This window comes from Janthinobacterium longum (assembly GCF_051380735.1).
Lineage (GTDB): Bacteria > Pseudomonadota > Gammaproteobacteria > Burkholderiales > Burkholderiaceae_D > Janthinobacterium.
In genome coordinates this window covers 51,364-63,672 of record NZ_JBNYXQ010000013.1, presented here as the reverse complement: position 1 = coordinate 63,672, position 12,309 = coordinate 51,364, and the positions used below count along the sequence as shown (strand labels likewise).

Sequence of the window (12,309 nt, the reverse complement as noted above, 5' to 3'; positions counted from 1 at the left end):
TGACGATGGTCGGTTGCGCCGTTTTGCACTCAAAACGGCGCTGCCATGTTGCCATGAATTTCTTTTCGGAACCAGAGGAGATGGTGGCTGCGGATAGTTTAATCGGCCTGGCCAGGCAGTTTTGCCACCACCTTGATCTCGAAGTCAAAGCCATACAGCCACGTCACGCCGACCGCCGTGACGGCGGGATACGGCCCCTGGCCCCAGTATTCGGCCAGCACCAGGCCCCAGATGCGCTGGAACACTGCTTCGGGGTTCACTATGAAGAGGGTGACGTCCTGCACATCGGCGAAGGTGCAGCCGGCTGCCTCCAGGATGGCGTTCAGGTTGTCGAAGGCGCGCCGCACCTGGGCGTCGAGATCGGTTTCAGGTGTACCGTCTTCGCGGCTGCCAACCTGGCCGGAGACAAACAGCAGGCCATTGGCGCGCACGGCAGGGGAGTAGCGGTTCTGTTCATACAGGGCCTGGCGCCCTGGCGGGAATACGACGTCGCGTTTCATGTGATGCTCCTGTGGTGATGCAGCGAAGTTGCTGCATGGAGAACACTTTATCCGTCAACAGCTTGCTGATAAAGAGCCCAGTTTTGCCTGGACTGTTTGTATAATCCAAACAATGGATGATGGAGGTGCAGATGGACAGGTTTGATGCAATGATGGCATTCGTGCGGGTAGTCGAGACGGGCAGTTTTACAAAGGCGGCCGCGACCTTGCACATGAGCCGCACCACCGTGACGCAACTGGTGCAGCAGCTTGAAGCGCGGCTGCGCCTGAAACTGCTGAACCGCACCACGCGCAAGGTGAATGTAACGGGCGATGGCGCCGCCTATTACGAGCGCATCGTGCAGGTGCTCGATACCCTGGAAGAAATTGAGACCAGCCTGCCGCATGCGGCCGCCTTGCCACGCGGCCAGTTGCGGATCGACGTGCCCAGCCCCCTGGCCAGCTTGCTGCTGGTGCCGGCGCTGCCACGGTTTCATGCGCTGTATCCCGATATAGTGGTCGACCTGGGCGCCAGCGACCGCATGGTCGACGTGATTGCCGACAATGTCGATTGCGTGATACGCGGTGGGGAACTGGCCGACCAGTCGCTGATGGCGCGCAAGATCGCCGACCTGCATCTGGGTGTGTATGCGGCGCCAGCCTATCTGGCACGGCTCGGCACGCCTTTGCATCCGCTGGAATTGCAGGACAGCGCGCACCGCATCGTGCGCTTTCGCTGGTCGCGTGGCGGCAACGGCTTGCCGTATGTGATGCACCACGAGGGCAAGAGCGTCAGGATCGATGGCCAGCATGTGCTGTCTATCGACGACGGCAACGCTTATATGGCGGCAGGGGTGGCGGGGCTGGGCGTGCTGTGGTTGCCGGACTATATGGCGCGGCCGCATGTGGCCAGGGGTGAGCTGCTGCCCCTGTTCGAACAATGGACGGTCGACGCCATGCCCTTGTTCCTCGCCTATCCGCCGAACCGCCATGTCAGCAAGAAGCTGCGCGTATTCATCGACTGGGTGGTCGAATTGATGGCACAGCAGGCCAATTTCAAGGCAGCTGATTGACCCACACGGGCGCCGACCATAGCAGATTGCCGTCGTCCTGCGTCACGCGCGCATAGTAGAAGTGCGGACCGGGCGCCGGCGTCAGGCCCAGGCTGGCCTGGTCCGACAGCAAGGTAACGTTGCCATTGGCGCCTGGTACGCCTTGAAACAGCGCAATGGCGGCGGCCTGGCGCCCGCGCGTATTGCTGAAACTGACGTCCAGTTGCAAAGGGCCGCGATTGTCGAAGCGCTCGCCCATCATCCTGCCGTTGGCGGTAAAAGACAGTTGACCATGCTTGTCCATGGTGGCAAACACGCGCCGCGCGCGCAGGGCCTCAAACATGCTGTCGCGCGACAGGGCGGCGCCGCGATCGATCAGGATGGCGGTGCGGTTGCCATAGGCGGCGCCCCAGTTGGCGCAATGATTGTCCTGGTTGCTGCTGAAGGCCAGGTGATAACCGGCCGCCAGCGCCTGGTTGCAGGCCGCCTCGAAATTGCTGCGCCGCGTTTCCGTTTCCTCTTCGTTGGTGGAAAAGGCCGAAGTGTTCATCACTTCGCACAGCACCATGGCGGCATCGCCATCGGCCGTAAAACCGAGCGGTGCACCGCCCACCAGGAACTGGCCCGAGCGCGCCGGGTGGTTGAACTGGCCCAGCCAGCCGTGTTCGCGCATCATGGTGTACAGGCCGGCGTAATCTCCTTTCGGCGTGTCGATTTCCGCCAGCAGTTCGCCCTGGCCATTTTTTTCCCAGCCCAGCAACTGCTCGCTGTTGAAGATGTTCAGGTGGCCACCGTTGTTGATCACGCCCCATTCCATGCCGTACAGGGCCAGGAAGCCGGGATGCGCCGCCGTGTAAGCGGCCGCTTCGGCCAGTCCGCTGTGGTAAAGAGAAATCGCATCGGACGGTTCCGCCGCCGCATTGGTGCCGTCGGAGCCGTCATACATATGATTGTGCTCGGAAGTAAGCAGCACGTCCAGCCCATGCTGTTGTGCATAGCGGTAGGCGTGGAGCGGCCCGTAGGGCGCCGATTGCGGTTCCTGTGCGCCTTTGCAGGCGTCCGTCGCTGCGCCGCCATCGCTGTGGCGGGTCTGGCTGTGCAGGTTGGCGTAGACGATGCGGTAGGGAATGGTGCTGTCAACCGCCGGCCTGGACAGGGCCGTCATGGCCGCCATGGTAGCGAGGTTCTGGGTGGCCAGCGCGCCACGGTCGACGGCGATCTGCCATTGCTGTTCCACACTATCGTCACCGCTGCTGGCCACCAGGCGCAATTCGTACAAGCCTCGCGGCACGCGGCTGCGATTGCTGTTGCGGCCGTCCCAGTACAGGCGCAAGGTAGCGCTGCCGCCGTCCAGCACCTGCCGCCCCGACCAGCCGCGCCGCAGCGCACCGTGCGTACCCGGGCCAGACAAACTCAGGTGCCAATTGACGGTGCGCGTGGCGCCGCCATCGTGATGCTCCAGGTGAACCACAAAGGTGCGCGCCTGCGTGCGGCGCTGTGCCGGTGCCGCGCGGAACGGCGCGGCCAAGGTCGCTTCCAGTTCGCCGTGTTCCTTCGGTTCGACCGCCTGCGCGGGCCAGAGCATGACCCAGGTCGCCAGCGCAGACACCGCACCGGCCGCCATTTGCCGCCATCGTCCAGGCATGATCGCCTCCATCCGACTGACACAGATGGTATTTGGACAATTCCTGCAATGTTTCGGTTCATTTTTCTTTTCCTGCACCATGAAGTGGCAGTGCTGCACCGCGATAAACCGTGACAGGGAGAAAACGCCCTGCATATGGCGCGCACACCCCGGTTATCGCCCGTTTACAAGCTGGCACGGCGCTTGCTAGAGAAAAGGAACGGATCAACGGCGATCCCCTGAACAAACAACGGTCCAACGACGGGCCACCATGGACAACGGCGTCCGCTCAAACTGATTTCATGATCGGTGGGAGCGGGCGCCGTTTTTGTTTTTCTAACGGGATACTTCGGGAATAATCATGGCCAGCAAAGCTACCAGCATCACGCTCTTCTCCCTCGCCACGCCACCCATGCGCGCCTTCCACCTGACGTGGATGGCGTTCTTTGTCTGCTTTTTCGCCTGGTTCGCCTGCGCGCCATTGATGCCCATCATCAAGGGCGAGTTCGGCCTGTCGCTGGCGCAAGTGGCCAATATCAATATCGCTGCCGTCGCCATTACCATCCTGGTGCGCCTGATCGTCGGCCCCATGTGCGACCGCTACGGTCCGCGCAAGACCTATACCGGCTTGCTGCTGCTGGGCGCGATTCCCGTGCTGGGCGTGGCTGCCTCGCAAAGCTATGAAAGTTTTCTGTTCTTCCGCCTCGGCATCGGTGCGGTGGGCGCCAGTTTTGTGATCACCCAATATCACACCTCGGTGATGTTCGCGCCGCGCGTGGTCGGCACGGCCAATGCCGCCGCCGCCGGCTGGGGCAATGCGGGTGGTGGGGCGGCGCAGGCGCTGATGCCTTTGATGCTGGGCGCATTGGTGATGCTGGGGGTGTCCGAATCGCTGGGCTGGCGCGTGGCCCTGCTGGTGCCGGGCGTGCTGATGCTGGTGATGGCCGCCCTGTACTGGCGCTTTACGCAGGACTGCCCGCAAGGAAATTACGCAGACATGCGCAAGGCCGGCATCGCCGTTGAAGGAGGAAAGGCCGGACATGGTCAGGCCGGCGGCTGGGCCAGCTTCAAGGCGGCCAGCGCCAACTACCGCGTGTGGCTGCTGTTCGTGACCTACGGCGCCTGCTTCGGCATTGAAATCTTTATCCACAATATCGCTGCTGTTTATTACGTCGACCATTTTGGCCTGTCGCTCAAATCCGCCGGCCTGGCCGCCGGCAGCTTCGGTTTGCTGGCGCTGTTTGCCCGCGCCCTCGGTGGCTGGCTGTCCGACAAGCTGGCGCTGCGCGGCAACCTCAATAGCCGCGTCACCCTGCTGTTCATGCTGATGATAGGCGAAGGCGTGGGCCTGCTGTGGTTTGCCAAGGTCGACAGCGTCACCTTTGCCGTGATCGCGATGCTGGTGTTTGGCCTGTTCACCCATATGGCTTGCGGCGCCACCTACGCGCTGGTGCCATTTATCGACAGCCGTGCGCTCGGCGGCGTGGCCGGCATTATCGGCGCCGGCGGCAATGTCGGTGCCGTCGCTGCCGGTTTCCTGATGAAGGGCACGGGCGATATCCGCCAGACCTTGATCATCCTGAGCGTGCTGGTGGTGGTGTCGGCGCTGTGTGCGATTGCCGTGCGTTTTACACGCGAGGGTTTGGAATCGACCATGGCTGCGGCCTGAGGAGAAGAAGATGAAGATGAACAAGCCCCTGAAAATCGTCGTCCTGGGCCATGGCATGGTCGGGCATAAATTCCTTGAACGCCTGGCGCTGGAAAACAATACCCGCTTGTCTGTGACGGTATTGTGCGAAGAGCCGCGCCCGGCCTACGACCGCGTGCATCTGTCCGAGTTTTTCAGTGGCAAATCGGCCGACGACCTGTCGCTGGTGGCGCCCGGCTTTTTCGACCAAGGCAACGTGGCGTTGAAACTCAATGCCCGCGCCATCGCGGTCGACCGGGCGGCCAAGACGGTGACGGTCAGCACCGGCGAAATCCTGCCCTACGACAAGCTGGTATTTGCCACCGGCTCGACACCGTTCGTGCCGCCGCTGCCGGGCAAGGACCGCGATGGCTGCTTTGTCTACCGTACCATCGAAGACCTGGAAGCCATGCTGGCCTGGGGTGGCAAGTCGAAGACCGGGGTGGTGATCGGCGGCGGCTTGCTGGGCCTCGAATGCGCGAAGGCGCTGCGCGACCTGAAACTCGACACCCATGTGGTGGAGTTCGCGCCGCGCCTGATGGCGGTGCAGGTCGATGAAGGCGGCGCGCGCGTCTTGCGCCGCAAGATCGAAGAGCTGGGCGTGACGGTCCACACGCAAAAGAACACGCTGGCCATCGTCGATGGCGAACACGCCACGCACCGCATGCAGTTTGCCGACGGCAGCCATCTGGAGGCGGACATGATTGTCTTCTCGGCCGGCATCCGCCCGCGCGACGAACTGGCGCGCGCCTGTGGCCTGGAAGTGGGGCCGCGCGGCGGCATCGCCATCGATGACAGCTGCGTCACGTCCGACCCGGACATCTATGCCATCGGCGAATGCGCACTGTGGGGCGGCCTGATTTTCGGCCTGGTGGCGCCCGGCTACGAAATGGCCCGCATCGCGGCGCGCCATGTGCTGCAGGAGGAGGGCGAAGCGTCGTTCAAGGGCGCCGACATGAGCACCAAACTGAAGCTGATGGGCGTGGACGTGGCCAGCCTGGGCGACCCGCATGGCAATGCGCCGGGCAGCCGCTCCTACCAGTTCATGGACGAGCGCAAGCAGATCTACAAGAAGATCGTCGTGTCCGACTGCGGCAAATACCTGCTCGGCGGCGTGATGGTGGGCGACGCCAGCGAATACGGCACGCTGTTGCAGATGATGCTCAATAAAATCGAGCTGCCCGAGTCACCCGAGTTCCTGATCCTGCCCCAGGCCGACGGCCAGCAAAAGGCGGGCCTGGGGGTGGATGCCTTGCCCGATGGCGCACAGATCTGTTCGTGCAATGATGTATCGAAAGGTGCGCTGTGCGCAGCGGTGGCTGACGGTGCCACCACCATAGCCGCCCTGAAAAGTGCTACGTGCGCGGGGACGGCCTGCGGTGGTTGCGTGCCGCTGGTGACGCAGATCATGAAGGCCGAAATGAAGAAGCAGGGCATGGCGGTCAACAACCATGTCTGCGAACACTTTGCCTACACGCGCCAGGAGCTGCACCACCTGGTGCGGGTCGGCAAGATCCGCAACTTCGGCGAGCTGCTGGCGACGCACGGCCATGGCCTCGGTTGCGACGTGTGCAAGCCCCTGGCGGCCAATATCCTGGCCTCTTGCTGGAACGATTTCGTGCTCACCCCCGTGCATGCCAGCCTGCAGGACAGTAACGACTACTTCCTGGGCAATATCCAGAAGGACGGCACTTATTCCGTGGTGCCGCGCATGGCTGGCGGCGAGGTGACGGCCGATGGCCTGATCGCGGTGGGCACGGTGGCGAAAAAATACGGCCTGTACACGAAGATCACGGGCGGCCAGCGGGTCGACCTGTTCGGCGCGCGCGTCGATCAACTGCCGGCAATATGGGAAGAGCTGATCGCGGCCGGTTTTGAGTCGGGCCATGCCTACGGCAAGTCGCTGCGCACGGTCAAATCGTGCGTCGGCTCCACCTGGTGCCGCTATGGCGTGGCCGACAGCGTGGGCTTTGCAATTGAACTGGAAAACCGCTACAAGGGCCTGCGCACGCCGCACAAGATCAAGTTTGGCGTGTCCGGCTGCACCCGCGAATGCGCGGAAGCGCAAGGCAAGGACGTCGGCCTGATCGCTACCGAAAAAGGCTGGAACCTGTACGTGTGCGGCAATGGCGGCATGAAGCCGCGCCACGCCGAACTGATCGCCTCCGATCTCGACGAAGCCACGCTGGTGCGCTATGTCGACCGTTTTTTGATGTTTTATGTGCGCACGGCCGACCGCCTGCAGCGCACCAGCGTGTGGCGCGACAATCTCGAAGGCGGCCTCGATTACCTGAAACGCGTGATCATCGACGACAGCCTGGGCCTGGCGCTGGAGCTGGAAGCGGACATGCAGCATGTGGTCGACACCTATGCCTGCGAGTGGAAAGTGGCGGTCAGCGACCCGCAAGTACGCCAGCGCTTCCGCCATTTCGTCAACAGCGACAAGAACGATGAAAACGTGGTGTTTGCCCTTGAGCGCGGCCAGATCCGTCCTGCCACCGAGCTTGAACGCCGCAGTACCGTGATACCCATCCTTGCAGTGGAGGCTTGAACCATGAACGCGATTAACGAACTTTCCGGCGCCAGCGCCGACAACTGGATGGCCATCTGCCAGCTCGACGACATTGTGCCCGACACGGGCGTGTGCGCCCTGTTGAAAGGCCGCCACGTGGCCGTGTTCCGCGTCGGCGACGCCAGCCCTAAAATTTTCGCCATCGACAATGTCGACCCGAACGCGGGCGCCTCGGTGCTGTCGCGCGGCCTGGTGGGCAGTTTGGGGGAGCGCATCGTGGTCGCCTCGCCGATCTACAAGCAGCACTTCGACCTGCACACGGGCGAATGCATCGAAGCGCCCGAACATTCGGTGGCTGCCTGGCCGACGCGCGTGTTCGGCGGCATGGTGTGGGTGGCGCTGTGAACACCACTGTGGCCGCCGGAGCCCGACCATCGCTGGTGGTGGTCGGCAACGGCATGGCCGGCATGCGCACGGTGGAGGAGTTGCTGAAACTGGCGCCCGACCTGTACGACATCACCGTGTTCGGCGCCGAGCCGCACGGCAATTACAACCGCATTTTGCTCTCGCCGGTGCTGGCCGGCGAAAAAACGGTCGACGACATCATGCTGCATACGCGCGCATGGTATGCGCAGAACGGCATCACCCTGCATGCGGGCGACCCGGTGGTGCGCATCGACCGCAAGGCGCGCACGGTGCAATCGCAGTCGGGAATCAAGGTGGCTTATGACCGGCTGCTGCTGGCGACCGGATCGACGCCGTTTATCGTGCCGGTGCCGGGCCACGAACTGCCAGGCGTGATCGGCTTTCGCGATATCGACGACGTCGACACCATGCTGCGCGCGGCGCGCGAGCACCGCCACGCGGTGGTGATCGGCGGCGGCCTGCTGGGGCTGGAGGCGGCCAACGGCCTGCAGCGCCAGGGCATGGAAGTCACCGTGGTGCACATGAGTGGCAGCCTGATGAACCAGCAGCTCGATGCACCGGCGTCGATGCTGCTGAAAACGGCGCTCGAAGCGCGCGGCCTGCGTTTTCTGATGCAGGCACAGACGGCGGAAATTTTCGGTACCAAGCGGGTGCAGGGCGTGCGCTTTGCCGACGGCAGCAGCATCCCTGCCGACCTGGTGGTAATGACGGCCGGCGTGCGGCCCAATATCGCGCTGGCCAGGGACGCCGGCCTGCACTGCGAGCGCGCAATCGTGGTTGACGACTGCCTGCAAAGCTATGATCCGCGCGTGTATGCTGTTGGCGAATGCGTGCAGCATCGCCGCGCCACCTTCGGCCTGGTGGCGCCGATCTGGGAGCAGGCGCGCGTCTGCGGCGCCCACCTGGCCGGCGCAGGCCACCGCCGCTATGTGCAGCAGGCCAGCGCGACGAAACTGAAAGTCACCGGCATCGACCTGTATTCGGCCGGCGACATTATCGGCGGCGAAGGCAGCGAAGACCTGGTGCTGCGCGACCCGCGCCGCGGCGTTTACAAACGCCTGGTAGTGCAGGGCAAGCGCCTGGCTGGCGCCGTGCTGTATGGCGACGTGCAGGACGGCCCTTGGTATTTCGACCTGATACAGAAACGCAGCGATATCAGCCGCTTGCGCTCGCGCCTATTGTTTGGCCAGGCGCTGTGCGACCTGGCCGCCTGACTGGAAACCCCATGACGACTTGTACGCCAGTTAAAACCACTTGCCCGTATTGCGGCGTCGGCTGCGGCGTCGATGCGACCCGCTTGCCCGATGGTGCGATTCGCATCGCCGGTGACGCCAGCCACCCGGCCAACCTGGGCCGCCTGTGCGTGAAAGGCTCGGCCCTCGGTGACACCGTCGATCTCGACCAGCGCCTGCTTTACCCGCAGGTGCGCCAGGACGGTGCACTTGTTCGCGTGTCATGGGACCAGGCGCTGGACAAGGTTGCCGGTGGCCTGCGCGCGATTGTCGACCAACACGGGCCCGATGCGGTGGCCCTGTATGTCTCGGGCCAGTTGCTGACGGAAGACTATTACATCGCCAATAAATTCATGAAAGGCTATGTCGGCAGCGCCAATATCGACACCAATTCGCGCCTGTGCATGTCGTCGGCGGTGGCCGGCCACAAGCGTGCGTTCGGCGAAGATATCGTGCCGGGCTGCTATGAAGACCTGGAACTGGCCGACATGGTGGTGCTGGTGGGCTCGAACACGGCCTGGTGCCACCCGATTTTGTTCCAGCGCATCGCGCGCATCAAGGAAACCCGGCCGGAAATGAAACTGGTGGTGATCGACCCGCGCCGCACCGCCACCTGCGAGCTGGCCGACCTGCACCTGCCCGTCAAACCGGGCACCGACGTGTGGCTGTTCAACGGCCTGCTGTGCCATCTGGCCAGGGAAGGCATGATCGCCGACGATTTCGTCACGCGCCACAGCAATGGCCTTGATGAAGCGCTGGCCGCTGCCCATGTCGATTGCTCCGATCCCTTGCAGGTGGCGAAAATCTGCAAGGTCGATCCGCAGGCGCTGCTGGCGTTCTACCGCGACTTTGCCGCCACGCGCAAGGTCGTCACGGCTTTTTCAATGGGCGTGAACCAGTCCGCGAGCGGCACCGACAAGGTCAACAGCATCATCAACTGCCACCTGGCGACGGGACGTATCGGCCAGCCGGGCATGGGGCCGTTTTCGCTGACAGGCCAGCCGAACGCCATGGGCGGGCGCGAAGTGGGCGGCCTGGCCAATATGCTGGCGGCCCACCTTGAGCTCGACAAACCATTGCACCGCGAAGCCGTGCAGACGTTCTGGGACGCGCCACGCATCGCCGACAAGCCCGGTCTGAAAGCAGTCGAACTGTTCCAGGCGATCGAGGCGGGCAAGGTAAAAGCGGTATGGATCATCGCCACCAATCCGCTGGTCAGCATGCCCGAAGCCGACCAGGTGCGCCGCGCGCTGGGCAAGTGCGAGCTGGTGGTGGTGTCCGATATGAGCGCGCAAGCCGATACCAATGCCTGTGCCGATGTGCTGCTGCCGGCCTTGGGCTGGGGCGAAAAAGATGGCACGGTGACCAATTCCGAGCGCCGCATCTCGCGCCAGCGCGCCTTTTTGCCGGCGCCGGGCGAGGCACGCGCCGACTGGCAGGTGTTGTGCCAGGTGGCCACGCGCATGGGTTACGACGGTTTCGGTTTCACCTCGCCGCAACAGATTTTCGACGAACACGCGCGCTTGTCCAGCTTCCGCAACGAGGGCGAGCTGGCGCGCCTGTTCAATCTGTCGGATCTGGCAGGGCTGACTGCGGCGCAATACGACGCTTTGCTGCCGCAGCAATGGCCACGGGGCCAGGCACGGTTGTTCGGCGACGCCCGCTTTGCCTATCCCGACGGCCGTGCGCGCTTTATTGCCACCGTACCGCGCGCGCCACAGAACCTGCCGGACGAGGATTTCCCGCTGGTGCTCAATACGGGCAGGGTGCGCGACCAGTGGCACACCATGACGCGCACCGGCAAGGCGGCCAGATTGTCCGGCCATATCGCCGAATCGTTTATCGACATCCACCCGCAGGACGCGCTTCTGTACAGCGTGCGCGAAGGCGAGCTGGCGCGCATCACCAGCTGCTGGGGTGCGATGGTGGCGCGCGTGGTGCATGGCGGCGGCATCGCGCGCGGCCAGGTTTTCGTGCCTATCCACTGGAGCGACGCCAATGCGTCCGACGCGCGCGTGGGCGCTGTCGTCAACCCGGTGGTCGATCCGGTCTCGGGCGAGCCGGAATTCAAGCATACGCCGGTCCGCATCGAGCAGTTCCGCGTGCACTGGCATGCGTTTGTATTGAGCCGCACGCCTTTGGCACTGGACGGCGTGGCGCACTGGACGCGCGTGCAGGGCGAGCAATTCCTGCGCTATGAGCTGGCCGGGCGAACTCGCATCGACGAGTTGGCCACCTGGGCCCGCAGCTTGCTGGGCGTGACCGATACGGAGGCCGACTGGCTCGATTATGCCGACGCCAGCGCGGGTGTGTATCGCGCGGTGCATCTGGAAGAGGGACGCATCGCGCAATGCGTGTATGTATCGCCACGCCCGGACCTGCCGTCGCGCGCCTGGCTCGCCGGCCTGTTCGCGCACGCGCAGCTCGACGGGGTCGATCGCGCTGGCGTGCTGCTGGGCCAGCCGATCAGCAAGGGCGCGGATGCCGGCCCCACCGTGTGCTCGTGCTTTGGCGTGGGCCGCAACACGATCTGCGACGCCATCCGCAAGGACAACCTGACCACCACCGGACAGGTAACGGCCTGCGTCAAGGCGGGCGGCAATTGCGGTTCCTGCGTGCCGGAGATACGCCAGTTGATCGCGGTGGTGGCGGCCGAAGCGCCGTTGGCTTCAGCGCTCACGCCCGGCACCCGGCAACAGGCCCTGATGGGAGGCGACGCTTAGTTCAGCGGCGTGCTTTTCAATTTGTGCGTGCGCGCCACTTCCTTCATCGCCACAAGCAGGTTTTCACGCAATTCGGGTGGCAACTGGCCAAAGAATTCCTCGTCGTTGCGGTCGGCCATGTCGGCCAGCACCGGCACCAGCGCCTCGCCTTCGGTGGTCAGCTCGATCGAGTGCTGGCGGCGGTCGGCCAGCAGGATCGATTTGCTGACCATGCCCTTGCTCTCCAGGCGGTCGATCAGTTTCGAGACGGCACCCTTGCTCATGCCGGCCACTTGTGCAAGCACGGTGGGCGAGGTACAGCCCAGGCGGAACATTTCGCGCAGCACCACCCATTCGGACACCGTCACGCCATTGGCCTCGGTTTTTTTCTGAAAACTTTGCGACACATGGTTGGAGATAAAACGCAGCCAGTAACCGAGGTGGGCTTCCAGTTCGCTGACGTCAGCGGCATGGACTGGACTGGCGTCATTGGCGGCACTGCTGGCCTTGGCAGGGGTGGCGGACCGCACGGCGGCCGGCTGAAAATCGTGGTTCATCGTTATTCCTTCACTGTGCGACGCATCGGGGCGGATCG

The 12,309-nt window shown here is 63.7% G+C and carries 9 protein-coding genes; 6 read left to right on the top strand and 3 right to left on the bottom strand.

Annotated elements, in window-relative coordinates; translation table 11 throughout:
• Nucleotides 1–98: 98 nt before the first annotated feature.
• Nucleotides 99–500 carry a RidA family protein gene (locus ACQ4WM_RS23110; protein ID WP_436548995.1) on the bottom strand — a complete coding sequence of 134 codons (402 nt, stop codon included), beginning with the start codon at nucleotides 498–500 and terminating at the stop codon, nucleotides 99–101.
• A gap of 131 nt (nucleotides 501–631) precedes the next feature.
• Between ACQ4WM_RS23110 and ACQ4WM_RS23105 the strand changes: the two genes are divergently transcribed.
• Nucleotides 632–1,552 carry a LysR family transcriptional regulator gene (locus tag ACQ4WM_RS23105; protein ID WP_436548994.1) on the top strand — a complete coding sequence of 307 codons (921 nt, stop codon included), beginning with the start codon at nucleotides 632–634 and terminating at the stop codon, nucleotides 1,550–1,552.
• Here the strand turns inward: ACQ4WM_RS23105 and ACQ4WM_RS23100 are convergent.
• The gene (locus ACQ4WM_RS23100; RefSeq protein ID WP_436548993.1) at nucleotides 1,536–3,176 is read right to left on the bottom strand and encodes a CehA/McbA family metallohydrolase; all 1,641 of its coding nucleotides are present in this window, start codon (nucleotides 3,174–3,176) and stop codon (nucleotides 1,536–1,538) included. The two genes, ACQ4WM_RS23105 and ACQ4WM_RS23100, sit on opposite strands and share 17 nt — an antisense overlap.
• A gap of 340 nt (nucleotides 3,177–3,516) precedes the next feature.
• Between ACQ4WM_RS23100 and ACQ4WM_RS23095 the strand changes: the two genes are divergently transcribed.
• From ACQ4WM_RS23095 to ACQ4WM_RS23075, 5 genes are read left to right on the top strand one after another with little or no spacing between them, the layout of a single operon-like run.
• Entirely contained in the window at nucleotides 3,517–4,824 is a 1,308-nt protein-coding gene (locus ACQ4WM_RS23095; RefSeq protein WP_436548992.1) for an MFS transporter, read from the top strand.
• A 16-nt stretch (nucleotides 4,825–4,840) separates the two neighbouring features.
• Entirely contained in the window at nucleotides 4,841–7,393 is a 2,553-nt protein-coding gene (gene nirB / locus ACQ4WM_RS23090; protein WP_436548991.1) for a nitrite reductase large subunit NirB, read from the top strand.
• A gap of 3 nt (nucleotides 7,394–7,396) precedes the next feature.
• The gene (gene nirD, locus ACQ4WM_RS23085; protein WP_436548990.1) at nucleotides 7,397–7,759 is read left to right on the top strand and encodes a nitrite reductase small subunit NirD; all 363 of its coding nucleotides are present in this window, start codon (nucleotides 7,397–7,399) and stop codon (nucleotides 7,757–7,759) included.
• A gap of 8 nt (nucleotides 7,760–7,767) precedes the next feature.
• On the top strand, nucleotides 7,768–8,994 hold the full coding sequence (locus ACQ4WM_RS23080; RefSeq protein WP_436549031.1) for an NAD(P)/FAD-dependent oxidoreductase: 1,227 nt from the start codon (nucleotides 7,768–7,770) through the stop codon (nucleotides 8,992–8,994).
• An 11-nt stretch (nucleotides 8,995–9,005) separates the two neighbouring features.
• Nucleotides 9,006–11,735, top strand: a complete 2,730-nt coding sequence (locus ACQ4WM_RS23075; RefSeq protein ID WP_436548989.1) for a molybdopterin-dependent oxidoreductase — start codon at nucleotides 9,006–9,008, stop codon at nucleotides 11,733–11,735.
• Here ACQ4WM_RS23075 and ACQ4WM_RS23070 read toward each other — a convergent pair.
• Entirely contained in the window at nucleotides 11,732–12,271 is a 540-nt protein-coding gene (locus tag ACQ4WM_RS23070; RefSeq protein ID WP_436548988.1) for a MarR family winged helix-turn-helix transcriptional regulator, read from the bottom strand. The genes ACQ4WM_RS23075 and ACQ4WM_RS23070 overlap by 4 nt on opposite strands.
• Nucleotides 12,272–12,309 lie beyond the last annotated feature (38 nt).